Raw genomic sequence first — 23,956 nt, 5'->3', positions numbered from 1 at the left:
CTCCATGATCATCTCCGCCTCCACCGATTACCGTGCCGCAGCCGAACGCCGGCTGCCGCCGTTCCTGTTCCACTACATCGATGGTGGCGCGTATGCCGAGCACACGCTGAAGCGCAACGTATCCGATCTGTCCGACATCGCGCTGCGCCAGCGCGTCCTGCGCAACATGTCCGACCTGAGCCTGGAAACCGAGCTGTTCGGCGAGAAACTGGCGATGCCGGTGGCACTGGCACCGGTCGGCCTGACCGGCATGTATGCCCGTCGCGGCGAAGTGCAGGCCGCGCGTGCAGCCGACAGCCGCGGCATTCCGTTCACGCTTTCCACGGTGTCGGTGTGCCCGATCGAAGAAGTCGCCCCGGCGATCCAGCGCCCGATGTGGTTCCAGCTGTACGTGCTGCGCGATCGCGGTTTCATGCGCAATGCGCTGGAGCGCGCGCAGGCGGCCGGTGTAAGCACCCTGGTATTCACTGTCGACATGCCGGTGCCGGGCGCGCGCTATCGCGACGCACACTCGGGCATGAGTGGTCCGAACGCTGCAATGCGCCGCATCGGCCAGGCCATCACCCATCCGTGCTGGGCGTGGGACGTGGGCCTGCGCGGACGCCCGCATGACCTCGGCAACATCTCCACCTACCGTGGCAACCCAACGGGCCTGGAGGACTACATCGGCTGGCTGGGCAGCAACTTCGATCCGTCCATTTCGTGGAAGGACCTGGAGTGGATCCGTGAGTTCTGGAAAGGCCCGATGGTGATCAAGGGCATCCTCGACCCGGACGATGCGCGTGATGCGGTCGCGTTCGGCGCCGATGGCATCGTGGTCTCCAACCATGGCGGCCGCCAGCTCGACGGCGTGCTGTCCACCGCACGGGCGTTGCCGGCCATCGCCGACGCCGTGCAGGGTGACCTGAAGATCCTCGCCGATTCGGGCATCCGCACCGGCCTGGACGTGGTGCGCATGCTGGCGCTGGGCGCCGACACCGTGCTGCTGGGCCGCGCGTTCGTCTACGCTCTTGCCGCGCAGGGCGAGGCCGGCGTGGCCAACCTGCTGGACCTGATCGCCAAGGAAATGCGCGTGGCGATGACCCTGACCGGCGCGCATCGCATTGCCGACATCGGCCGTGATTCGCTGGTGCGCCTGCCATGAGTGATCGCGATACGGTGCTGGAACAGTTGCGTGCCGCGGTGGGGGACCGCCACGTACTGACCGGCGACAAGGCCACCCGTCGCTTCCGTCGCGGCTATCGCTTCGGTGATGGCCCGGTACTGGCGGTGGTGCGCCCGGGCACGCTGCTGGAACTGTGGCGTGTGTTGCAGGCGGCGGTGCAGGGCGGGGCAGCCATCATCCTGCAGGCGGCCAATACCGGCCTGACCGGTGGCTCGACCCCGGACGGCGATGACTACGGCCGGCCGATCGTGCTGGTCAGCACCCTGCGCCTGACCGGCATCCAGCTGTTGAATGAAGGCCGCCAGGTGCTGTGCCTGCCCGGCGCGACGCTGGACCGGCTGGAGCAGACGCTGGCGCCACTGGGCCGCGAGCCGCACTCGGTGATCGGCTCGTCGTGCATCGGCGCCTCGGTGCTGGGCGGCATCTGCAACAACTCCGGTGGCGCGCTGGTGCGCCGTGGCCCGGCCTATACCGAACTGGCGCTGTATGCGCAGGTCGACGCGCGGGGTGAACTGCAACTGGTCAACCATCTGGGCATCGCGCTGGGCGACACGCCCGAGCAGATCCTGCAACGCCTGCAGAGCGGTGACTACAGCGCTGCCGATGTCAGCGACGGTGATGGCCGTGCCGCCTCCGATCCGCGTTATGCCGAGGAAGTGCGCAAGGTCGATGCCGATACCCCGGCACGCTTCAACGCCGACCCCAGCCGCCATTTCGAGGCGGCCGGATCTGCCGGCAAGCTGGCGGTGTTCGCCGTGCGCCTGGATACCTTCGAGAAGGAGGCCGCCGAGGTCTTCTATATCGGCAGCAACCGCACCGACAGCCTGACCGCGATCCGCCGCCAGCTGCTGACCGGCTTCGAGCGCCTGCCCATCGCCGGCGAGTACATCCACCGGGATGCCTATGACATCGGCGAGCGCTACGGCAAGGACAGTTTCCTGCTGATCGACAAGCTCGGTACCGCGCGCGTTCCGGCCGCATTCGCACTGAAGAGCCGGGTTGATGGCTGGTTCGAACGGCTGGGCCTGCGCGGTGTCACCGACCGGATGATGCAGGCGCTGACCGGCCTGTTGCCATCGCACCTGCCCAAGCGCATGGGTGAGTTCCGCCAGCGTTACGAGCATCATCTGCTGCTGAAAGTGTCCGCACAGGATGCGGCTGCCACCGAGGCCTGGCTGCGCGGCTTCTTCAACGACCACGAAGGCGGCTACTTCCATTGCACGGCGGACGAAGGACGCAAGGCCTTCCTGCATCGTTTCGCGGTGGCCGGTGCGGCGGTGCGCTACCGCGAAGTGCATCGCCGGCAGGTGCAGGACATCGTCGCGCTGGACATCGCGCTGCGCCGCGATGACGCCGACTGGTTCGAGCAGCTGCCGGCCGATATCGATGGGCGCCTGCTGCACAAACTGTACTACGGCCATTTCCTGTGCCATGTGTTCCACCAGGACTACATCGCGCGCAAGGGTGAAGATCCGATGGCCATCGAGCATGCGATGTGGGCGTTGCTGGACCAGCGCGGAGCGGAGTACCCGGCCGAGCACAACGTCGGCCACTTGTATCCGGCCAAGCCAGCGCTGGCCGGCTTCTACCGCACGCTGGACCCGAGCAATACCTTCAACCCCGGCATCGGCCAGACGTCGAAGGCGAGGGGCTGGGGCAGCTGCGACTGCGACGGGCATTGAGCCGCAGCGTGGTGCCTGCGCTACCATCGGTCTCTCGCAAGGACGTGCCGCTGCGCACAGGATGATCATGGTTTCCACGCGCATGGCTTACGCGGTGCTGTCTGTACTGCTGCTGGCATCGTCGTTGCCTGCAGCGGCGGACGTTGCGCCCGTTCAACGGGACGCGGCAGGCAACCGGCTGGAGACGCTGCTGCTGCAGGGCGGGCAGGGGCCGGACGGCCCGGAGCGCTACTGCACTGCTGATGGCCAGTGGTGCGTGCAGGCGCTGCCTTCAGCGGGCGAAGACCAGCCGGCCTCGCTGGAAGTTGCCGAGCGCGCGGATGCTGAAGGCGAGCCGCAGATGCGCTACGTGCCCATCGACGTGGTTGACGATGGCGACCTGCGGGTCTGGCCCTTCATCGTGCGCCTGGCTCCCGGCGCCGGGGCAGGCCAGGCCGTAGCCGATCCACAACAGGCCGCATTGCAGAACGTGCTCGTCGGCGGTCTGGTGGAGGCCCGTGCGATGTATTCCGGCGGCGGTGCCAGCGCATCGACCCTGCACCTGGCGCGCATCCGTCATCTTGACGATGGCATCCAGGTGGACGCCGACGTGCTGTCCGTTGCGTGGTCGGCCAACAAGATGATCCGGGCCTGTTTCAGCGAGCGCGATTTTGATCAGCGTGCCGGCGCCTGCCATGACGAGTACAGCTTCGATGCGGAACTTGCGCTGGCAGCCGAAGCGCAGGACATGCCCGTACTGCGCTACCAGACCGGGGCCACCAACTATCCGGCCGGGGTATCACCGCAGCGGGATTCGCTGGCCAAGGGGCGGTTGACGAAGAAGGACCTGCGCACCGAACAGGATGCGCAATGCAGCTACACGCGCATCTTCCGCTTCACGTCAGGGGCGTACCAGCCGGACCAGCCGCTGCCGGAGTGCTCGGCCTACACCGAGCCCTGAGCCATGGAGCCGGACGCATGCCCGGCTCTGCGCAACGGCCGTGACGCGCTTACTCGCAGCGGGTGGCGGTGATGATGTTGTCCTTGTCCACGAACACGCGCAGGCGGTCCTGGCGGATGTCCTTGGTGGTGATGGTGGCCGGGCCGATGGGGTTGACCATGCCGGCGCCGCTTTCGCTGGACAGGCGGCGGATGTTCGGCTCGTTGGCGGGCTGGCCGATGGCCCAGCCCAGCTGGCTGGCATCGCAGCGGCCACTGCCCTTGACCTCCGGGCCGGGAGTGCTGACACAGGCCGACAGCAACAAGGCCGAGGCGGGCAGCAACAGAGTCAGGCGGATGGTCATGCGGGCGCTCCTGCGCAGGGGATTGGCGGCACGATAGCACTGACCGCGCAAAACCCGGCAGCGTTCGGGTCATTGCCCGCGCGGCCGCCGCACTGCATAGTGGCCGGCGTTGCCGGCAACGTGCCGGCGGGCAGGCCGGGCCACTCCGGTGCAGGTGTTGGGTCCGGTATGAGGTCAGGCAGTTTCCGTGGCAGGCAGAACGCAGTGAAGGCGACGGCAGTGCTGTCGTTGCTCTGCATGGCAGTGGCAGCCATGGCTGCCGAACCGACGCCAGCGCCGGCGGCCGAAGCGCCGGTATTTGGTGGCTGGCGCAACCTGCAGACCGAAGCCGGTTACCAGCCGGCGCAGCGCAACCTGGCGTTCGCGATGCTGCCGCAGGCCGCAACCCGTGGTGATCGCTTCGCCATCCTCGACCGTGAAGGCAAGCGCACGGTGTGCTGCCTGCAGGTGGCCAGCGAGTCGCTGGGTGTTGCCGCGCTGCGCGAGCAGTACCACCTGCCGCAGGCCGGGGTGACCGATCTGAGCAACGGCCGCAGCCCGGCGCGCCCGTATCTGCCGCATGTCTATGCGATGCAGCGGGTGGATGAACTGGCCGATTATGGTTTCGCCGATGTTGCCGGTGCCTACAGCGACCTGGGCGGGCTGCTGCTGCCCGACGCTGCCGCGCTGGCTGTCGACGGCACCGAGGTGCGCGTGGGCGAGGGCCATTATCGCCTGCAGTTCCACCGCCAGCCGCTGGCCGATGATGACGGCGCACTGGACCGGTACACCCTGCAGGTGCTGCCTGCCGGCGCCCCGGTCGTGGTTGAAGTGCCGTTCGGCACCTACTGATTGCCACATCCCACTGGCTAGAATGGCGCGCGGCGCTGCCTGCGCGCCTGATCCTGCGAGTTGTTGCCGTGCGATTTCTGTTGCTGCCCCTGCTGTTGCTGGCCGGTTGTGCCAGCGTGCCCCCTGCGCCGCCACCGGCCCACTCGGATGCGCTGTGGCGCCTGATCGAACGTGATTGCCAGGGCGCACAGTCGCCACGGGGCGATTGCCTGCAGGTGCGCCCGGCCGTTGATCACCGCGATGTGCTGGTCAAGGACGCGCACGGCCGCTATCAGTTCCTGCTGATGCCACTGGACAAGGTCAGTGGCATCGAAAGTCCCGCGTTGTACCGGCGCGGGGCACCCAATTACTTTGCTGCCGCCTGGCAGGCCCGCGCTCGTACCGAGCAGGCACTTGGCCAGCGGTTGCCGCGCAGCGTCGCCAGCCTGGCATTGAACTCGCCGCATGGACGTTCGCAGCACCAGCTGCACATCCACGTCGATTGCCTGCGCGCCGACGTGCTGCGGGCGCTGGAAGACAATCGCGCGGCCCTCGGCACACAGTGGGCACCGCTGCCAGTACGGCTGCGCGGCCATCAATACCAGGCGCGGTTGCTGCCGGGCGAGGCGTTGACTGCCAATCCCCTCAACCTGCTGGCCTATGGCCTGAGCGGTGTGGACAGGGTTGGCCAATGGAGCCTGCTGGTGGCGGGACACGAGGACGTGCACGGCGCGCCGGGTTTCATCCTGCTGGCCACGCAGCTGGATCCCGGCAGCGACAACGATGCCAGCGCCGAGGAGCTGCAGGACCATGCCTGCAGCGTGTTGACCGGCGCGGATGCTTCGCTGGAGCGGGTGCGCTAGTTCTCTGCTGACTGCCGTTGCAGCCAGGCAGGGGCTGTCAGGGCGTAGAGCTGGCGGTCCTGCCAGCCTTCGATATCCAGGTGGTGGTCGCGCAGCAGGCCTTCGCGCTCGAAGCCGATCGCCTGCAGGGTAGCGACCAGAGCGCTGCCTGCATCGGGCGGCAGCAGCACGAACAGGCGACGGATGCCCACCTGTTCGAACAGGAACGTGCACAGCGCCTGCAACGAAGCGTGCAGCTGCCGCCGCTGGGGACAGCCTGCGGCATGCAGCCAACGCAGTTCAACGCTGCGCGCATGCGCGCAATGCAGGCGCAGGTTCAACTGGTCCAGCAGCTCACCCGCTGCGTCGAAGCTGCCCAGCAGCAACTGATCGTTGTCGTGTTGCAGCTGCGAACGCTGAACACCGCAGAGGAAATGGGCTTCGGCATCGAAATGGTCAGGCGGGTTGCCGCTGCGTTCGACCTGACGATAGTGGTGACGCCAGGCGGAAAGGTCTGAACGCTGCAACGGGCGCAGCACCACAGGCCCGTGCTGGAGCAGCAGGAGGTGGCGGCGCAGCACCGGTCGCAGCGGTGGCAGGGAAGTAGGGAAATACCGGTTCATGGGGTGGGACGATGCCGCAGGCCGGCGAGGGGGAACAATGAAAGAAGTTGCAAATGCGGCGCGGTCGCTGGCTGCGGTCTGATTCGGTTCAGGCATAACGCCATCAAGCCTGGTCATTTCCGTTGCAACCATCCGTTCAGGACACTTTCGTTACGGGATCGTTATGCGCACACCGTCGCCAGCGCCCCGGACCACCCGCCCAACTCCCCCAGGAAGCCCATGTCCGCCTCTCCCCTGGCGCTGCGCCCGCGTCCGCTGGTGCTTGCCTTGTCGTCCCTGATGCTGGCCTCTTTGCCCGCCTTCGCGCAGGAAAGCGCACCCACCTCATTGCAGGAAGTGAAGGTCACCGGCTCGCGCATCCCGCGTGCCAGTGTCGAGGGACCGTCGCCGGTCACGGTGATCAGCCGCGAGCAGATCGATGCGCAGGGCTATCGCAATGCATTCGATGCGTTGAGCGCGCTCACCGAGAACACCGGCAACGTGCAGGGCGAGGACTTCGGCAATACCTTCACCCCGGCGGCGAACACCATCAACCTGCGTGGCCTGGGCCCGAACCGCACGCTGGTGCTGGTCAACGGCCGCCGCCAGGCCGACTATCCGCTGGCCTACGAAGGCTCGGTGAACGTGGTCAACCTGGCCAACATCCCCAGTGCGCTGATCGAGCGCATCGAGGTGCTGGCCGCAGGGGCGTCTGCGGTGTATGGCTCCGATGCCATCGCCGGCGTGGTCAACATCATCCTCAAGGACCGCTTCGACGGCGTGGACGTCAACGTGCGTGCCGGCGGCACCCAGCAGGGCGGTGGTGACAACCAGCGCGTGCAGGTGGTGGGAGGCAGCTCGGGCGAACGCTGGGAAGGCCTGTTCGGCTTCGAACTGGACGTGCGCAAGGCGATCCATGCGCGCCAGCGCGATTTCATGGATTCGCTGGACGATGACCCCACCGGCAAGGCGCCGCAGCCGACGGCCGTCGCCTATCGTCGCAATGCAGCCACCGGTCGCAACATCGATCCGGGCACCGCCGGCTGCGATGCGGCTTCGTCCATCTACGGTGGCAGCGTGCTGCGCGCCAACAACCCGCGCCAGGGCTGGTACTGCGGCAGCAACGAAGCCGCTGCCAGTTACTGGACCGTGCAGACCGAGAAGCGCAACCTCAACGGTTACGGCCTGCTGACCTTCCACGTCAACGACACCACCGACCTGTTTGCGGATGTCGCGCTGGGCAGCGCACGGATCAACAACAATACCCGTGCGCCCACCTGGACCTCGTCACGCAACTACTTCTACAACCAGAACACGGGCAACCTGGAGAGCTGGTACCGCCGCTTCGCGCCGGAGGAAATCGGCGGCCTGCCGCGCAATGCCAACCGCTTCCTGGAAAGCTCGTGGTCGTTCAACGTCGGTGCGCGGGGCCAGATCGGCGACAGCGGCTGGGACTACGAGGCCGTCTACAGCCGCTCACGCTACGAGAACCGCACGCGCCGCCCGGTGCTGCTGGCCGGCATCAACGAGTACCTGCTGGGCCCGCAGCTGGGCGTGCGCAACGGCGTGGAGGTCTATGCACCAGACCCTGCGCGCCTGTTCCAGCCATTGACGCCCGACGAGTACGGCCGCCTGTCCGACTACCAGGAAAGCCGCAATGCCGCGTGGCTGCAGACCTTCAGCGCGACGGTCAACGGCCGCCTGTTCGCGTTGCCCGGTGGCGATGCCGCATTGGCCGCGGTGGTCGAAGCGGGCAGCCAGGGCTACCGCAATCGCCCGGACCCGCGCTTGGGCACCGGCGAATTCTGGAACACCAGCGCCGGCATCGGTGCTGGTGGCGAACGTGACCGCTACGCGGCCGGTGTTGAACTGCAGCTGCCGTTGCTGCAGTCGCTGACCACTACCTTGGCAGGTCGCTACGACCAGTACCGCGCCGGCGGCGAGCATATCGGCAAGGCGACCTGGAGCTTCGGTGTCGAATTCCGTCCGATCGAAAGCCTGCTGATCCGCGGCACCGCGGCCACCAGCTTCCGTGCGCCGGACATGAACTATGTGTTCGCCACCGAGACCCGTGGCTACAACCCCGGCATGACCGACTACTGGCGCTGCCGCACCGCCGGCCAATCCTATGACAACTGCGACTACAACGGCCTGTCGATCGACTACAGCAACCGCGCCAACCCGCAGCTGCAGCCCGAGTCGGCCAAGTCGTATGGCTTCGGCGTGGTCTGGTCGCCACTGTCCGGGCTGGATTTCAGCGCCGACTACTACGACATCCGCATCGACAACGAAGTGACCAGCCTCGACACCAGCCGCATCCTGCGTGATGAGGCCGATTGCCGGCTGGGCCGTACTCTCGGCGGCGAAGCGCGCGACGTCAGCTCGTCGCTGTGCCAGGACGCGCTGTCGCGGGTGATCCGCAACCCCTCCACTGCCACCGTGCAGCCGGACCAGGTGACCCGCGTACTGATCAACCCGATCAATGCGGCATCGGAGTCGGTGCGCGGCATCGACCTGAAGGGCAACTGGCGCTTCGATGCGGGTCGCTATGGCCGCTTCACCACGCGCCTGACCTACACCCTGGTGCTGGAGCATGAGTACAAGCAGTTCGCCGATGACGAAGTGCGCGACATCCGCAATTCGCTGGATGACTACCAGTGGCGCAGCAAGGCCAATGGCAGCATCACCTGGAACCAGGGCGACTGGACCACGACGCTGTATGGCAACCGTTTCGGCTCGCTGCCCAAGACCGATGGCAGTGGCCGCATCGCACCGTACATGACCTACAACGCCAGCGTGTTCCGCCAGTTCGGCGAAAACCTGTCGGTGGGCGTGATCGTCAACAACCTGCGCGACAGCCGCCCGCCGGCAGACAAGAACGGTGGCGGTTGGCCCTTCTATCCGGTCGGCAACTACGACCCGTATGGCCGTCAGTTCTGGGTGCAGCTGGATTACCGGTTCCGTTAAGCGATGCAAAACGAAAGGCCCGGCATTGCCGGGCCTTTCTTTGTGTGGCACTTCGCTTCCAGCGCCAAGCAATGGCATGCTCACCCAATCAGCAGGGAGGAAACAACGCATGGACGTTCGTCATCTGATGGTTGTGGTGCTCGCAGTCGCGGGCTGCAGCAGCAAAGAAGAAGCACCGGCAGCCGCTGCCCAGGATGCCACGATGGCGCCTGCCGACCGGGTTGAGGCAGCAACACGGATACGCGATGCTGCAACATCCCTGCACACCGCTCCCGCTTCGCCCGGGTCTGCAGTCATTGCTGCGGCGGCCAAGCCAGCGGAAGGAACGTTCCTCACCGGCGAGCGCAGCCTGTTGAGTGAGGGGGCGATGTCCGTTGAACGATTCCATGCGGTGGTCGGTTCCAACAGAGCATTCGCACAGGCGGTCAGCCAATTCGAGCAGGATGCCGCACGCCAACCGGAAGCACAGGATCTGACCGGGCTGTACAGGTCAGCGGTGACTGCGGCGCTGGACGGGAATACGGACGTGGTCTCGTTCGCATGCGGCTACAGCTTGTGCCTCGGCGAGATCCGCAGCCGGACCGAAGACGGTTTCAGCGCCTGGGCGCGCTCCTTCGGGAAGGGCAACACGCCTCCCGTCTATGCATTCGCAACGGCCGAGTACACCCTGGGCCGGAACCTGCATTCGGGACGCTTCGTGTTCTCCACCGATCCGGCTGCCAATGGCATCACCACCCAGTAGGTCGGGACATGCCGGGCGGATGAAACGTTACGGCAGCGCCTGCACCAGGTACGACTCGATGACGTAGCTGAAAGGCTGCTGCTGGCGGTCGCGCAGCAGCGCGCGCACTTCCAGGATCACACCATGGTCGCCTTCGCCGCGCGGCGGCCAGAACGTCTGGTCGGTCACGGTCTGGCGCTGGAAGCCGAGCGGACCGACCACGCGGCCGAACGGCTCGTCGGTCGTGTCCAGGACCTGGTTCATGGCCGGGCTGAGATGGTCGGGCAGGTACCAGTTGTCGGCCTCGGACAGCACGCGGCTGCCGCAGGCCAGCTGCACGCGCCGGTAACGCAGGGGCGTGGAGGCAGTGGCGCCCAGGGCCTTCAGCACGTCGGCCGGCGCGGTCTTGTCCTGGCCGTGCACACGCACGGCACGGACCCGGGCCTGCTCGGCCAGGCCGTGCTCGGCGCACCAGCTTTCCAGGGTGGCGGTGGCGCTCTGGCCGGCCAGCACGCGCTGGTGCAGTACCTCCACCAGCGCGGCGGAGGCAATCCGCTGCTGGCCCGGCGGCGCCTGCAGGGGCGCGCTGGCGCTGGCATCGGTGGCGGACAGGCTGGCGATCGGGGCAGCGGCCAGCAGGGACGCGGCCTGCCAGCGGCGAAGACGATCGTGGCGGTCGGACGGGCCCATGCGGCATCACAGCGGAAACAGGCGCCCATGTTACCCGTTCAGGCGTGTATCCGGCGTCCCTGCGGCGCACGGTCGCGGACGGGATTCATCGTGCCGGTGAATGCATGGCATGCAGATATTTCGTTGGCCGATGGACGCGGCGGCGGGCAGGATGGCGCCAGTGTTGGCTTTCCGGGAGAACCTGATGACCCTGCAGTTCGTCCATGGCGGCGTCGATCGCGACGGTGCCCCGCTGCGTTTCCACATCCGTGATGGCCGGTTTGTCGGCATCAATGGCGACAATGCAGCAGCACAGGGAGCCGAAAGCGTCGATCTGACCGGCTTTACCCTGCTGCCTGGACTGGTCGACGGCCATATCCACCTGGACAAGAGTTTCGTCGGCGACCGCTGGCATCCGCATCAGCCGGTGAGCAGCCTGCGCGAGCGTCTGGCGGTGGAAAAAGCCGCGATTGCTACCGCCGCACCCATGGCCGATCGTGCCGAGGCCCTGATCCGCCAGTGCAGCGGATTCGGTACGGTGGCGATGCGGTGCCACGTCGATATCGATGGCAGCACCGGCCTGCGTCACCTGGAGGCGGTGCGTGAAGCGGCGCTGCGTTGTGCCGACATCATGCGCATCCAGTGGGTGGCATTCCCACAGGCGGGCGTGATGTCGTGCCCGGGTACGGCGGTCATCCTGGAACAGGCGATTGCTGCCGGGGTGGAGGTGCTTGGAGGCATCGACCCGAGCACGCTGGACGGGGATGCCGAAGGCCAGCTTGCGTTGTTGTTCGGGCTGGCCGAGCGCTATGGCGTGCGTCTGGACATCCATCTGCACGAGCCGGGCGAGACCGGGCTGGCGCAGCTGCTGCGGATCGCCGCGCGCACACGCGCGGCGGGCCTGCAGGGCAGGGTGGCGGTCAGTCACGCCTATGCGCTGGGCGAGGTGCCGTTGGCGCGGGCGCTGCAGGTGGGTGAGGCCTTGGCTGCCGCAGGCGTAGCGATCATGAGCAATGCGCCGGGCGACCATCCGTTCCCGCCGCTGCGTGCTCTGCACGACGCCGGTGTGCGCGTGTTCGCCGGCAACGACAACATCCGTGACTGCTGGTGGCCCTATGGCAATGGCGACCTGCTGCAGCGGGCGATGCTGCTGGGCTATCGGTCGGGCTTCTACACCGATGCGGACCTGATGCTGGCGCTGGACATGGTCACCACCCATGCGGCGGAGGTGATCGGGTTGCCGCAGTACGGCATTGCAGAAGGTCGTCCGGCTACCTTCGTGGCGGTGCGTGCCGACCATGGCCCGGCGGCGGTGGCCGCAGTGCCGGCCGAGCGACGCGTGGTGGTCGACGGCCGTTGGCTGTAGCGGCCGGGCCGTGCCCGGTAGCACCTGGTAGTGCCGGCCGCTGGCCGGCAACTTCAACAGCAACAGCCAAAGCAACAGCGGCATGCCGTGGGAGGGCGGTGCGGTGTCGGATTGCGGGTACGCCGCAAGTACGTCCCTGTAGGCTCGGCAGCGCCATCCATGGCGCGGATGCCCCGCAATCCGACACCGCCCCGCCTTCGACAGGTTCCCGGTGACCAGTAGATCCACGCCATGCGTGGATGAATCTCCATTGGAAATCGAATATCTCGAAAAGCATCCACGCGTGGCGTGGATCTACTGGTCGACCAAGGTCGACACCTGCCAACAGCATCACAGAGCGCCGTCCCGACAGCTCGCGGAGATCTGTCGAAGGCGGGGTGGGTCCGGTTGCGGGGGCGTGAGCCGCATGGATGCGGCGACCGAGCTTACAGGGATGTACTTGAAGCGTCCCCCGCAACCGGACCCACCCCGCCACCCCACAGGAAACCAGCTGTTGCTGTTGCCGTTGCCGTTGAGGTTGCCGGCCAGCGGCCGGCACTACCAATGCGGTGCAGGGCGCAGCCCTGCCGACTATTCCGGCTCGCGCTGCACCTGTCGCCACAACTCGCTGGCCAGCGCACGCACCGCATCATCGGCATCGGCGCGATGCAGCAGGCCGATCTCGTAGTTGTCGACAAGGGGCAGGTCGCGCTGCCCATCGATGATGCGGTGTTCGCGGTTGACCGCGCGCCGTGGCAGCAGGCTGATGCCGATGCCGTCGGCCACCGCGCCCTGGATGCCGCTCAGCGAGGAACTGGTGAACGCGATGCGCCAGCGCAGGCCCAGAGCCTCGACGGCCTGGATCATCTCGTCGCGGTACAGCCCGCGCGGCGGGAAGGTGACCAGTGGCAGCGGGTCCTGCTGCAGGCTGCTGCTGCGCAGGCTGTCGATCCAATGCATCGGTTCGCGCCGGCAGTGCACGGCCTGGCGGGTGTTGCGACGCTGCTTGACCAGCACCAGGTCCAGCTCGCCATGGTCGAAGCCATGGGCCAGATCACGGCTGAGGCCGCTGCTGATTTCCAGCTTGACCTGCGGGTGGCGGCGACTGAAGGCGGCCAGCATGCGCGTGGTCTGCGGGTTCACGAAGTCCTCCGGCACGCCGATGCGCACCGCAGTCTCCACGGTGGCGCCGGCCAAGGCCTGGGCCAGTTCCTCGTTCAGATCCAGCATGCGCCGGGCATAGCCCAGCAGGGTGTGCCCGGCGTCGGTGGGATGCACGTCGCGGTGGCCGCGTTCAAGCAGGCGGTGGCCGGCAAGCTCCTCCAGGCGGCGGATCTTCTGGCTGACCGTGGACTGGGTTGAATGCAGGCGGGTAGCCGCGGTGGTGAAGCTGCCACAGTCGGCGACCATCACCAGGGCCCGCAGCAGGTCCAGTTCGAACACTGTTCTATTCGATTTGGCACTGTCTTGCATTTGAACATTTCACTTCTGGATACCCGTGCCGACTTCTACCATGCAGGGCAGGGGCCGGCAATGGCCGGCGCCATTGCGCATGAGGAGAGTCACGATGCACCACCCTCGCTCCCGGCAGCGCCGTTCGCCATTGGCCCGCATGCTGCTGCTGTGCCTGCTGGCCATGGTCATCCCTGCGTGTACGGCGACTTCCCGAAGCGACGCCGATGCGCAGCTGCGCGATGCCGCCAGCCGCGGTGATGCCCGCGCCGTGCGCGAGGCACTGGATGCGGGTGCTGATCTGGAGGCGCGTGACGGCCAGGGCCGCACGGCCCTGCTGCTGGCCACCCACGGCAACAGCGTTGACGCGGCGCGGGAACTGATCGAGGCCGGTGCCGACGTCAATGCCAAGGACGCGATGCAGGACAGCGCGTACCTGTATGCCGGCGCGCGCGGCCTGGATGAGATCCTGGCGCTGACGCTCGCCCACGGTGCAGACCTGCGCAGCACCAACCGCTATGGCGGTACCGCGCTGATTCCTGCGGCCGAACGCGGCCACGTCGCCACCGTGCGTACGCTGCTGCGCGCCGGCGTGGCCGTGGATCATGTCAACCGCCTGCACTGGACTGCACTGCTGGAGGCGATCCTGCTTGGCGATGGCGGCCCGCGCCACGTGCAGATCGTACAGCTGCTGCTGGACGCTGGCGCCAACCCCGAGCTTGCCGATGGCGACGGCGTAACGCCGCTGGCGCATGCCAAGCAACGCGGCTACACCAACATCGAAACCCTGCTGCGCCAGCATGGCGCGACGCGCTGACACCCGCCCCTTCCACCCGCACGCTGCCGTGCCCACCAGGATGCCGTCCATGTTCCGTTCCCATCCGTTGTCCCTTGCCGTCCTTCTTGCCGTTGCACCGCTGTCGGCGTCTGCCGCCGAACGCGCCGATCTGCTGATCCGCAACGCCACGGTGGTCGATGTCGAGCACGCACGCAGCGTGCCCGGGCAGAGCGTGGTCATCCGTGGCGAGGACATCGTCGCGGTCGGTCCCGATGCGCAGCTACGCAGCCAGTGGAGCGCCAGCCGGCAGATCGACGCCAAGGGCAAGTACCTGATTCCAGGCCTGTGGGACATGCACGTGCACTTCGGTGGTGGTCCGGCGCTGGTGGAAGAGAACAAGGCGCTGCTGCCGCTGTACATCGCTCATGGCATCACCACGATCCGCGATTGCTCCGGTGATCTTCCGCAGCAGGTACTGCAGTGGCGCGGCGACATCGCCAACGGCACGCTGTTCGGTCCGCGCCTGCTGACCTCCGGTGCGAAAATCGAAGGCATCAAGCCGGTCTGGAAGGGCACCATCGAAGTGGGCAGCAAGGCCGACGCGGACAAGGCGATCGAGCGCCTGCAGCACGACAAGGTCGACTTCGTGAAGATCACCGACAGCACGCTGACGCCAGAGCTGTTCCTGTACTCGGCCAGCGCGGCGCGCAAGGCGGGTCTCAAGGCCTCGGGCCACATTCCGATGGCGTTGACGGTGGAGCAGGCCGTGGATGCGGGCCTGGCCTCGATCGAGCATCTGGACTATGCCTTCAAGGCTGGCAGCAAGGACGAGGCGCAGATCGCGGCCGATTTCGGCGCCGGGCGCATCGATCGCGCCGAAGCCAACCGCCGGCTCGACGCCAGCTTCGATCGCGAAACCGCGCTGCATGCCTACCGTGATTTCGCCAAGCGTGGCGTATTCGTGACGCCGACCCTCAACGGTGGCCGCATTCTCGACTTCCTCGACCAGGACGACCACGCCAACGACCCGTATCTGGCCTATATCGGCCCGGGCCTGCGCGCGACCTACACCTGGCGCATCGAACGCGCGGCCAAGGCCACCCCGGCGCAGATCGAGGCGCGCCATGCGCAGTACCACCAGGTGGCTGCGGTGCTGCCGCTGCTGCAGGAAGCGGGAGTGACGATCATTGCCGGTACCGATGCTGGCTTCCTCAATTCGTTCAACTACCCCGGCATCGGCCTGCACCAGGAACTGCAGCTGTTCGTGAAGGAAGGCCTGAGCGCACCGCAGGCGCTGTCCGCCGCGACCCGTTCGGGCCCGGCCTGGTTTGGCCAGATGCAGCGCTATGGCGGCGTCGCCACGGGCAAGGCGGCCGATCTGGTGTTGCTGACCGCCAACCCGTTGCAGGACATCGCTGCCACCGAAAAGATCGACAGCGTGATCCTGCGCGGTGATGTGTACGATCGCGCGGCGCTGGACAAGATGCTGGCCGACACCAAGGCAAAGGTCGCTGCATGGAATGCCGTGGCGAAGCAGGACCACGCTTCGCAGTGATGCGGCCGGTAGCGCCTAGCGCGGTGCCGGCCGCATGCCATGCAGCTGCGGCAGCGTGGTTTTCATCGCATCGATGAAGGCGCGCAGGCGCAGCGGTTGCTGTCGCGCAGCGGGGAACACCAGATGCACCGGCAGCGGTGGTGCCTGCCAGTCCGCTAAAAGCTGCACCAACCGACCTTCGGCCAGATCCTCGGCCACCAGCCAGGCTGACACCACTGCGGCCCCCAATCCCGCACGTGCGGCCTGCTGCACCACGAACAGGTTGTCACTCAGCAGGCGCGGCGTGATCGACAGCGTGTGCGCACGGCCCTGCGCATCGTGCAGCAGCAGACGTTCGCGGTAGTAGGTGACCAGCGAGATCCACGGCAATGCCTGCGCCTGTTCGGGGGTGGTGATCGACTCTGCGTCGGCCAGCGACGGTGCGGCCACGACAATGCGAGGTACTTCGGCCAGCGGCAGGGCAACCACGCGCGGTTCATCGACCGCGCCGACCCGCACCGCGCAGTCGATGCCTTCGGCGATGAAGTCCGGGCGGCGGTCCTCGAGGATCCACTCCAGGCTCAGTTGTGGATGCTGGGCCAGGAAGTCGAGCATGGTGGGCAGCAGCTGTGCCTGGCCGAACGCATGCGGCACCATCACCCGCAGGCGGCCGCTGAGCCTCTGTGTCTGCCCGTGCAGCTCGGCCTGCAGCGCCTCCCATTCGTCCACCACCCGCTGCGCATGGCGTTGGCAGCGCTGGCCGTCCTCGGTCAGCAGCAGACCGTGGGTAGAGCGCTGCAGCAGGCGCAGGCCCAGTTGCCGTTCCAGGGCTTGAAGCCGACGGCTGACGGTGGGCTGGGTGGTGCCCAGCTGCACGGCGGCGGCCGAAAGGCTGCCGCTGTCGACGATGCGCAGGAAGGTACGCAGCAGGTCCAGGCGGTCGCCGCCCGATGCGAGATCGTTCATGCGTATGGCGTATGTAAAGTATGTTGCTGAGCCTACTACAGACGCATCGCGAATGTAGGCACGCTAGGCTCCAATTCTCTCCCTGGTGCCTTCCATGCCCGCTCCCTCGCTCTCAACCGTCGTCTCTGCGCCACGCGCTGCGCCCGCCCCATCACTGGTGCTGGCCATGGCCGCTGGCGCGGGCTTTTCGGTGGCCTCGCTCTATTACAGCCAGCCGATGCTGGGCCTGATCGCGCAGGATCTGGCTGCGGGCGAGCGTGCCGTGGGCCTGGTGCCGACCCTGACCCAGCTGGGCTATGCGCTGGGCATCCTGCTGCTGGCTCCGTTGGGCGACCGCTTCGACCGGCGCAACCTGATCCTGCTGAAGTCGGTGCTGCTGGCGTTGGCCCTGGGGGCGGCCGCCTTGGCCGGCCAGTTGCCGGGGCTTCTTGTTGCCAGCCTGCTGGTGGGGCTGATGGCCACGCTGGCACAGGACATCGTGCCGGCCGCCGCGGTGCTGGCACCGGATGCGCAGCGCGGGCAGGTGGTGGGCAGGGTGATGACCGGCCTGCTGCTGGGCATCCTGCTGTCGCGCGTGGTCAGCGGCGTGGTGGCCGAAGCCTGGGGCTGGCGCGTGCAGTTCGGCCTGGCAGCGCTTTCGGTGCTGGCGATGGGGGCGGTGATGGCACGCGCACTGCCGCACTTCGCTGCGACCAGTACGCTGCGTTATCCGGCGCTGCTGGGTTCGTTGCTGGCGCTCTGGCGTGAGCAGCCGCAGCTGCGCCGCGCCGTGGCCAGCCAGTCGCTGCTGGCGGTGGGCTTCAGTGCGTTCTGGTCGACGCTGGCGCTGATGCTGCACGCACGGCTGGGCCTGGGCAGTGCCGCCGCGGGTGCGTTCGGCATTGCCGGTGCTGCGGGTGCATTGGCGGCACCGGTTGCCGGTCGTTTTGCAGATCGGTTGGGCAGCCCTGCAGTCGCGCGGTTGGCGATTGCCGTCGCCTTGGTTGGCTTTGCGTTGTTGCTGGTTGATTCGTGGCTGCCGGCCGTGGCGCTGCTGCCGTTGCTGGTGGTCAGCGCGCTGCTGTTCGACTTCGGTTTCCAGTCGGCGCTGGTCGCGCACCAGACCCTGGTCTACGGCCTGGTGCCGCCGGCGCGCAGTCGCCTCAATGCACTGCTGTTCACCGGCATGTTCATCGGCATGGCTGGCGGCGGTGCGTTGGGCAGCCTGGCGCTGGCGCAGTGGGGTTGGCACGGCGTGGCGTGGCTGGCGACGATCTGCGCCGGTGGCAGCCTGCTGATCCGTCTGCGTTGAGGGTGGTTCGGCAGGCCTGCGCCCTGCACCTGCTGTAGTGCCGGCCGCTGGCCGGCAACCTCAACAGCAACAGCAACAGCGGGTATTCCGTGGAGGGCGGGGCGGTGTCGGATGGCGGGGACGCCGCAAGTACGTCCTTGTAGGCTTGGCAGCCGCATCCATGCGGCTGACACCCCGCAATCCGACACCGCCCCACCTTCGACAGTTTTCCGGTGTCTGATGGTCCATCTGTGCTTCGCTTGGATCAAATCCAATCGAAATCGAATATTTCGACAATTCAACGTAGAGCATCCACGCATGGCGTGGATCTACGTGTCGACCAAGGTCGACACCCACCAAGAGCAGGCCATGACATTCCGACAGATCGCGGGAAATTGTCGGAGGCGGGGAGGGGACAGATGGCGGGGGCGTGAGCGCCATGGATGGCGCGACCGAGCTTACATGGACGTACTTGCAGCGTCCCCCGCCATCTGTCCCCTCCCCGCCATCCCAAGGAATGCAGGCTTTTGCTGTTGCTGTTGCTGTTGCTTCGGCTGTTGCTGTTGCTTCGGCCTCTGCGGGTGCAGGGCGCAGCCCGGCCGAAGCCCCTTCACTCCTGACCGGTGTCATCCAGGCTGATGATTCCGCGACGCAGTGCCTGGGTTACCGCGTGCGTCCGGTCGCCAACGCCCAGTTTTTCCATCAGGCTCTTCATGTGTGCCTTCACCGTCTGCTCGGAAATCTGCATGCGTTCGCCGATGCGCTTGTTCGACAGGCCGCCGGCCACGTGGCGCAGCACTTCGGTTTCGCGTGGCGACAACCGGTCTTCCACTACGTGCGCGGCGATGCTGGCCGCCACTTCCGCCGGTATCGGTGCGCGGCGGCCACTGGCCACGGTGCGGATGGTGGCCACCAGTTCGTGGCGCAGCATGTCCTTCAGCAGGTAGGCGCTGGCACCGGCCTGCAGCGCGCGCACGGCGCGCACGTCGCCGCGGTAGGTTGTCAGCACGATGATGCGTGCGCGGGGATCGATCGCACGGATCCGCACGATTGCTTCCACGCCATCCATGCGTGGCATCTGCAGGTCCATCAGCACCACATCCGGGCGCAGCTGCTGGTAGCGGGCAAGGGCTTCCTCGCCGTCGGCTGCTTCGCCGAGCAGGCGCAGGTCGGCATGTGCGCCGAGCAGTGCGGCCAGGCCATCGCGCAACAGCGGATGGTCATCAACCACCAGCACGCCGATGGGAGGAAGGGATTCAGTCATGGGAGGTTCTGCTCCAGGGCCAACGCCAGCGCGATGGATGTCGGTGATACAAGCGACGGGCCGGCACGGACAGTGCGACTTCGGTACCCAGGCCGGGGCGTGTCCACAACTGCAGCTCCGCACCCAGCCGTTGTGCGCGCTCGCGCATGCCCTGCATGCCCCAGTGTCCGCCGCCGGCATTGTCATTGGCGATGCCGACGCCATCGTCGCGCACATGCAGCAGGAAGCAGCGCGTGCCGTAGGACAGTTCCACTTCGATGGCACTGGCCTGCGCATGCCGCAGCGCGTTGCGGATGGCCTCGCGCCCGATCAGGAACACTTCCTCGGCGGCTTCGGCCTGCAGCGGCGGCGGGGTGCCTTCCATGGTCAAGCGCAGTGGATTGGTGCCTTGGCCTGCATATTCGGCATGCACGTCGGCCAGTGCAGAGGCGAGATCGCGGCCGGCAAACGGTGCGTCGCGCAGCGCGTTGACCCGTTCCCGGCCTTCGGCCAGATTGCGCTCGGCCAGCAGCATCGCCGATTCCAGCTGGGTGCGTACCGGCTCTGGTGTCTGTGCCGACTGGCTGATGGCGTGCAGGCGCAGGATGAGTCCCTGGCTGCCCTGCAACAGGGTGTCGTGCAGATCGCGCGCAATGCGCTCGCGCTCGCCGTTGCGTTCCTGCAGGCGGGCGCGGAACAATGCCGCCAGCTGCCGGCTGCGGACCCGCACGGCCAGCGCCAGCGCAGCCATCACCACGCAGACGCACAACAGTTTGAACCAGGCGGTCTGCAGGAACGTCGGTGCGATGTGGAAGCTGCGGCTGGCTGGCGTGCTGCTCCAGATGCCATCTTCGTTGGCTGCTTCCACCTCGAAGCGGTAATGGCCCGGCGCGAGGTTGGTGTAATAGGCGCGCGTGCTCGCGCCGGCCTCCTGCCAAGCGTCGTCCACGCCGGACAGTCGGTAGCGGTAGCGGTTGCGCTCCGGCCGCGCCAGCGACAGCGCGACATAGTCGATCTGCAGCTGGGTAGTGCCGGCCGGCAGGCGCAGTCCCTCCTGCAACGGGGCCTGGGTACTGCCATACAGCACGTCACCGATGCGCACGCCAGGCGCCATGGTGTTGATGTGCGACTGCCGCGTGTCCAGCCACGCCAGCCCTTGATTGGTGGCAAGCCACAGCAGGCCATCAGCCGCCAGTACCGCAGTGGGGATGGGGCCGCTCTGCAGGGCGATGCCCGGCATGCCGTCAACCGCGTCGAACAGGCGGGGGGCTATCGCCTGGTCGTTGCGCAGCGCGCTGCGCAGGGTGGCAACCTGCAACCGCACCAGGCCGCGGCTGCCATTGAGCCAGAGCAGCCCGTTCGCATCGGCGACCATGCCGGTGATGCCTTCCAGCACGCCGGCCATGTCGGTGCGCACCGGCAGGAAGCGGCCGTTGCCGGAACGCGCGGCCAGGCCGGCCTCGCCGGCGACCAGCAGCAGATCCTTGTGCTGCAGCAACGCGGTTACCGGGCCTACCGACAGTCCTTCGGTGGCGCCGAAGGTGTTGACCGTGCCGCCGTGCAGGCGGCACAGGGTGCCATCGGCGTAGCCCAGCAGCAGCGCACCGTCATCGGTACGCGCCAGCGACGAACAGGCCTGCTCGGGAAGCCGGGTTTCGCGACGCCAGCGGTTGTCCGTGTAGTGCAGCACCGCGCGCTCGCCGGCGCAGGCCCAGGCCTGGTCCGCATCGGCAAACAGCAGGGCGTGCAGTGGCTGCCCGGTGAACGGTGCCGGCAGCGGTATGAGGGTGGTGTGGCCGCTGACGGTACGCGCCAGATTGATCCAGTCGAACTGCCACACCGGAGTGGGTGCCTGCCGTGCCGCGGCCTGCAGCTGCGCAGCACTGCCGCCCAGCAGCGGACGCCGCAGGTCGAACAGCTTCAGGTCTTCGCCATAGCCATACACCCGGCCATCACTGGCGCGTACCAATGACCGGTAGGGATCGGTAGGGCCCACGGACAAGGTCTGCACGCTGTGCGCACGGAAGCGGTTGAGGCCGAGGTTGGTGCCTACCCAGATGTTGCCTTCGCGATCGGCGAGGACCGGCACTGCCGACGTCGCGGTAAGGCCCTGCGCGGCATCGAAGCGCTCCATGCGCACAGCCTGTTGGCCGTCGAAGGTGACCCGGGCCACGCCACCGTGCGGGCTGAGCGTCGCCCACAAAGCTCCGTCGGCCGTGAACTGCAGGCGCGAGGCGACCAGTCCGGGCAGCCGCCGTGCTTCACGTTCCTCGGCGGGCAAAAGGCCATGCGCGTTGGCCAGCGGCGACGTGCCGCGCACGCGGTCGGCCAGCCAGATTTCGCCGAGCGGGCTCTCGACCAGCGAGGCCATCTGCGAGACCGCGATGCCGGTGGCTTCGAAGCGGGCCGCGCCAGGAGGGCGACGCCATATCTGCAGGTCCGCCAGCACCCAGAACGTGCCGTGGCGGTCCTGCAGCACCCATTGCACGCGTCTCTGCGGCAGGCCGAAGGAAGCCGGCGGCTGCTGCCAGCGACGTCCATCGAACCAGCGCAGGCCGCCATTGACGGCAGCCCACAGGCGGCCGTTGCGGTCATGCGCGAAGCGGGGGACCACACCCACCGGCACGCCCTGCGGGCGGCCGAAGCTGCGCAGGCGTTCCTGCGTGAACTGGCTGATGCCTGCCTGGAAGTAGCCGATCCACAGGCCACCATCGCCGCCATCGAGGCCGAGGGTAACCATGTTGGTGGAGGGAAAACGGGTGCCTGCCGGTGCGGCCTGCCGCTCGAAACGCCGGCCGTCGAAGCGGTACAGGCCCGAACCCGTCGCCAGCCACAACATGCCCTGGCGGTCCTGGACGATATCCCAGATATCCCCCGGGGCGCCCTGGCCGACGCGCCAAGCGGTGTGCTGATAGCCGGGCATGCCATCGCTCACTGCGGGTTGCTGCACGGCGAAGACGGGCAGGGCAGTCAACAACAGCAGGCACGACAGCAGCGCCGGCAGGCGACGCAGGAAGGGGAAGGGGCGGCCACGCATGCGGTCATTCTGGCAGGTGCGGGGCAGGCCGGGGTGACCCGTTCGGGGTAGGCGTACCGCTTCGGTGTCCGCTATCACGCCGTGATGGATGACGGAGCCCGGCGATGCAGCGCTTGTATGTGATGTTCCCTGATCGCGGCCCCGGACTGGGATTGCTGTGGCTGCGCCTGTGCGTGGCAGGAGGGCTGTTGGCGGGCGGAAGCCCGGCCGGTGCGGCGGGACTGCTGTGCCTGGCGGCGATCGGCCTGCTGCTGCTGCCTGGGCTGCTGACCCCGCTGGCGGTGATGCTGGCGGTGCCGGGATTGTACGGACAGGGCGCGGCGCTGCCCTGGCTGCTGCTGCCGTTGGCCCTGCTCATGCTGGGGCCGGGCGCGTATTCGCTGGATGCGCGGTTGTTCGGCCGCCGCCTGCTGCAGCGCCGGCCTCCCCCGAATGGGTGAGCGCCGGCCTCGACCGACGGGGGTAGGGCGATCGCAGCCGGCGGCACACCATGGGTGCTCCCGTCGCGGCGCTCCTTCATGGCTACCGTCCAGCCTCCTGCCCTGTCCGCAACCACCTTGGCACCGCACCAGTCGGCTGCCCTGCAGCGTGCGCTGCGCTACATCGACGAGCACCTGTCGCAGCCGCTGCGGGTGACCGAGCTGGCTGCCGTTGCCTGCGTAAGCCGGTTCCATCTGGTGCGGTTGTTCCGCATGGGTACCGGCGCCAGTCCGCTGCGCTACGTGCGCCGTCGGCGCATCGAACGCGCCACGCAGCTGTTGCCGACGGCCGCGCAGTCGATGACCTGCCTGGCCCAGCATCTTGGCTTCTTCGACCAGAGCCACTTCGTCCGCAGCTTCCGCGCCGAGACCGGCTGCAGTCCCGGCCAGTACCTGGCCGATGGCGCGGCACGTTCCCAGCCCCCTGTTGTTTCCTCCACCGGAGTCCACCCATGAGCCTCGCCACCGCCACCCCCGCAAAAGCACTGCTGTCACCGGCCGACCACGCCTTGATACTGATCGACTACCAGTCGCAGATGGCATTTGCCACCCACACCATCGACATCTCCGCGCTGCGCAACAACGTGTCGTTGATCAGCAAGGGTGCCAAAGGCTTCAAGGTGCCGGTGCTGTTGACCACGGTGGCCGAGAAGTCGTTCTCCGGCCCGATGTTCCCGGAGCTGCCGGCGATCTTCCCCGGCCAGGCGGTGTTCGATCGCACGTCGATGAACACCTGGGAAGACCAGCCGGTGATCGATGAGGTGAACCGCATCGGCAAGCGTCGGCTGGTGCTCGCCGGCTTGTGGACCAGTGTGTGCATCGTCGGCCCGGCGCTGTCGGCGCTGGAGCAGGGATTTGAGGTCTACGTGATCACCGATGCCTGCGGCGATGTGAGCGAAGAGGCGCACGAACGTGCGATCGCCCGCATGGTGCAGGCCGGTGCCGTGCCGATCACCAGCGTGCAGTACCTGCTGGAACTGCAGCGCGACTGGGCGCGTGCTGAAACCTACGACCTGACCACCGGCATCGCCCGTGACCATGCGGGTGGCTATGGCGTCGGCATCCAGTACGCCAAGACCATGTTCGGCGCGCAGGAAGGCGGGCACTGAGC

Annotated in this window: 21 protein-coding genes; 14 read left to right on the top strand and 7 right to left on the bottom strand. The window is 67.3% G+C overall.

The window, feature by feature from the left end; all coding sequences use genetic code 11:
• The first annotated feature begins 4 nt into the window (after positions 1-4).
• The 3 genes from lldD (at position 5) to J2X70_RS09045 (ending at position 3,787) form a co-directional block, all read left to right on the top strand.
• Positions 5-1,144 (top strand): FMN-dependent L-lactate dehydrogenase LldD, encoded by a 1,140-nt coding sequence (gene lldD / locus J2X70_RS09055; RefSeq protein WP_309910010.1) that lies wholly within the window; start codon positions 5-7, stop codon positions 1,142-1,144.
• Positions 1,141-2,847 (top strand): D-lactate dehydrogenase, encoded by a 1,707-nt coding sequence (gene dld, locus J2X70_RS09050; RefSeq protein ID WP_309910008.1) that lies wholly within the window; start codon positions 1,141-1,143, stop codon positions 2,845-2,847. Before lldD ends, dld begins: the two co-directional genes overlap by 4 nt.
• A gap of 67 nt (positions 2,848-2,914) precedes the next feature.
• Positions 2,915-3,787 carry a hypothetical protein gene (locus J2X70_RS09045; RefSeq protein ID WP_309910006.1) on the top strand — a complete coding sequence of 291 codons (873 nt, stop codon included), beginning with the start codon at positions 2,915-2,917 and terminating at the stop codon, positions 3,785-3,787.
• 49 nt (positions 3,788-3,836) lie between these two features.
• On the opposite strand, the gene J2X70_RS09040 is transcribed toward J2X70_RS09045, so the two are convergent.
• Positions 3,837-4,130, bottom strand: coding sequence for a hypothetical protein (locus J2X70_RS09040; RefSeq protein WP_025878511.1), 294 nt, complete (start codon positions 4,128-4,130; stop codon positions 3,837-3,839).
• A 168-nt stretch (positions 4,131-4,298) separates the two neighbouring features.
• Between J2X70_RS09040 and J2X70_RS09035 the strand changes: the two genes are divergently transcribed.
• Together J2X70_RS09035 and J2X70_RS09030 are read left to right on the top strand one after the other, a co-directional pair.
• Complete coding sequence (locus J2X70_RS09035) at positions 4,299-4,961, top strand: decarboxylase (protein WP_309910004.1); 663 nt, start codon at positions 4,299-4,301, stop codon at positions 4,959-4,961.
• Positions 4,962-5,029: 68 nt separating this feature from the next.
• Positions 5,030-5,803 (top strand): CDP-diacylglycerol diphosphatase, encoded by a 774-nt coding sequence (locus J2X70_RS09030; protein ID WP_223495375.1) that lies wholly within the window; start codon positions 5,030-5,032, stop codon positions 5,801-5,803.
• On the opposite strand, the gene J2X70_RS09025 is transcribed toward J2X70_RS09030, so the two are convergent.
• The gene (locus J2X70_RS09025) at positions 5,800-6,405 is read right to left on the bottom strand and encodes a GNAT family protein (protein ID WP_309910001.1); all 606 of its coding nucleotides are present in this window, start codon (positions 6,403-6,405) and stop codon (positions 5,800-5,802) included. The two genes, J2X70_RS09030 and J2X70_RS09025, sit on opposite strands and share 4 nt — an antisense overlap.
• A gap of 219 nt (positions 6,406-6,624) precedes the next feature.
• Here J2X70_RS09025 and J2X70_RS09020 point away from each other — a divergent pair, with 219 nt between their 5' ends.
• Positions 6,625-9,351 (top strand): TonB-dependent receptor, encoded by a 2,727-nt coding sequence (locus J2X70_RS09020; protein ID WP_309909999.1) that lies wholly within the window; start codon positions 6,625-6,627, stop codon positions 9,349-9,351.
• Between the two features lie 109 nt (positions 9,352-9,460).
• Entirely contained in the window at positions 9,461-10,093 is a 633-nt protein-coding gene (locus tag J2X70_RS09015; protein WP_032975272.1) for a hypothetical protein, read from the top strand.
• A 27-nt stretch (positions 10,094-10,120) separates the two neighbouring features.
• On the opposite strand, the gene J2X70_RS09010 is transcribed toward J2X70_RS09015, so the two are convergent.
• Positions 10,121-10,762 carry a hypothetical protein gene (locus tag J2X70_RS09010; protein ID WP_263929273.1) on the bottom strand — a complete coding sequence of 214 codons (642 nt, stop codon included), beginning with the start codon at positions 10,760-10,762 and terminating at the stop codon, positions 10,121-10,123.
• Between the two features lie 184 nt (positions 10,763-10,946).
• On the opposite strand from J2X70_RS09010, the gene J2X70_RS09005 reads away from it, so the two are divergent.
• Entirely contained in the window at positions 10,947-12,107 is a 1,161-nt protein-coding gene (locus J2X70_RS09005; RefSeq protein WP_099842774.1) for an amidohydrolase family protein, read from the top strand.
• A 570-nt stretch (positions 12,108-12,677) separates the two neighbouring features.
• Here J2X70_RS09005 and J2X70_RS09000 read toward each other — a convergent pair.
• Complete coding sequence (locus J2X70_RS09000) at positions 12,678-13,559, bottom strand: LysR substrate-binding domain-containing protein (RefSeq protein WP_032975274.1); 882 nt, start codon at positions 13,557-13,559, stop codon at positions 12,678-12,680.
• Between the two features lie 94 nt (positions 13,560-13,653).
• On the opposite strand from J2X70_RS09000, the gene J2X70_RS08995 reads away from it, so the two are divergent.
• Complete coding sequence (locus tag J2X70_RS08995) at positions 13,654-14,355, top strand: ankyrin repeat domain-containing protein (RefSeq protein ID WP_309909996.1); 702 nt, start codon at positions 13,654-13,656, stop codon at positions 14,353-14,355.
• 49 nt (positions 14,356-14,404) lie between these two features.
• Positions 14,405-15,871 (top strand): amidohydrolase family protein, encoded by a 1,467-nt coding sequence (locus tag J2X70_RS08990; RefSeq protein WP_032975277.1) that lies wholly within the window; start codon positions 14,405-14,407, stop codon positions 15,869-15,871.
• 15 nt (positions 15,872-15,886) lie between these two features.
• Here J2X70_RS08990 and J2X70_RS08985 read toward each other — a convergent pair whose 3' ends face one another.
• The gene (locus J2X70_RS08985; protein ID WP_025878522.1) at positions 15,887-16,816 is read right to left on the bottom strand and encodes a LysR family transcriptional regulator; all 930 of its coding nucleotides are present in this window, start codon (positions 16,814-16,816) and stop codon (positions 15,887-15,889) included.
• A gap of 94 nt (positions 16,817-16,910) precedes the next feature.
• Between J2X70_RS08985 and J2X70_RS08980 the strand changes: the two genes are divergently transcribed.
• Positions 16,911-18,107, top strand: a complete 1,197-nt coding sequence (locus tag J2X70_RS08980) for an MFS transporter (protein WP_025878523.1) — start codon at positions 16,911-16,913, stop codon at positions 18,105-18,107.
• A 589-nt stretch (positions 18,108-18,696) separates the two neighbouring features.
• Here J2X70_RS08980 and J2X70_RS08975 read toward each other — a convergent pair.
• Together J2X70_RS08975 and J2X70_RS08970 are read right to left on the bottom strand one after the other, a co-directional pair.
• Positions 18,697-19,350, bottom strand: coding sequence for a response regulator transcription factor (locus J2X70_RS08975; protein ID WP_032975280.1), 654 nt, complete (start codon positions 19,348-19,350; stop codon positions 18,697-18,699).
• Positions 19,343-22,366, bottom strand: coding sequence for a triple tyrosine motif-containing protein (locus tag J2X70_RS08970; RefSeq protein ID WP_309909992.1), 3,024 nt, complete (start codon positions 22,364-22,366; stop codon positions 19,343-19,345). Before J2X70_RS08970 ends, J2X70_RS08975 begins: the two co-directional genes overlap by 8 nt.
• 104 nt (positions 22,367-22,470) lie before the next feature.
• On the opposite strand from J2X70_RS08970, the gene J2X70_RS08965 reads away from it, so the two are divergent.
• From J2X70_RS08965 to J2X70_RS08955, 3 genes are all read left to right on the top strand, one after another.
• A complete protein-coding gene (locus J2X70_RS08965) occupies positions 22,471-22,806 on the top strand; it encodes a hypothetical protein (protein ID WP_309909990.1) in 336 nt (111 codons plus the stop codon).
• Between the two features lie 78 nt (positions 22,807-22,884).
• Complete coding sequence (locus tag J2X70_RS08960; RefSeq protein ID WP_025878527.1) at positions 22,885-23,301, top strand: AraC family transcriptional regulator; 417 nt, start codon at positions 22,885-22,887, stop codon at positions 23,299-23,301.
• Complete coding sequence (locus J2X70_RS08955) at positions 23,298-23,954, top strand: hydrolase (RefSeq protein ID WP_059064421.1); 657 nt, start codon at positions 23,298-23,300, stop codon at positions 23,952-23,954. Before J2X70_RS08960 ends, J2X70_RS08955 begins: the two co-directional genes overlap by 4 nt.
• Positions 23,955-23,956 lie beyond the last annotated feature (2 nt).

The sequence above is a fragment of the Stenotrophomonas sp. 1337 genome (assembly GCF_031455455.1).
Classification (GTDB): Bacteria; Pseudomonadota; Gammaproteobacteria; order Xanthomonadales; family Xanthomonadaceae; genus Stenotrophomonas; species Stenotrophomonas indicatrix.
This window is presented reverse-complemented; position numbering and strand designations above follow the sequence as displayed.